The organism is Paraburkholderia sp. SIMBA_027, assembly GCF_046535315.1.
GTDB lineage: Bacteria > Pseudomonadota > Gammaproteobacteria > Burkholderiales > Burkholderiaceae > Paraburkholderia > Paraburkholderia tropica.
In genome coordinates, this window is the sequence record NZ_JAWRWY010000910.1 from 1 (window position 1) to 261 (window position 261).

The 261-nt window shown below is 56.7% G+C and carries 1 protein-coding gene; it reads right to left on the bottom strand.

Going from position 1 to position 261, the window contains the following annotated elements; translation table 11 throughout:
- Positions 1-104: 104 nt before the first annotated feature.
- Positions 105-261, bottom strand: a 157-nt coding sequence (locus tag SB764_RS41735; RefSeq protein WP_410866997.1) for a rhodanese-like domain-containing protein, incomplete at its 5' end; no start/stop codon positions are given.

Sequence of the window (261 nt, forward strand, 5' to 3'; positions counted from 1 at the left end):
TGGTTTGCGTGGATCTTCGGTGCGTTGTGCTGGATGACGACCTTTACGCGGGTGTGGAGTGGGTATCTGACGCTGAAGTCGCTCCAGCGTCAGTAATTGCAATGTTATTTGCTACTGTCCGGGCCGCGTTCACCGGTTGCTACCGGATTTTTTGGATCGCTGCTCCATTCGTACCAGCCGCCGTCATACACGGAAACATTCTTCCAACCCATGGCGCGTGCGTACATAAAGGTTTCGGACGCGCGCCAGCCGGTGCCGCAG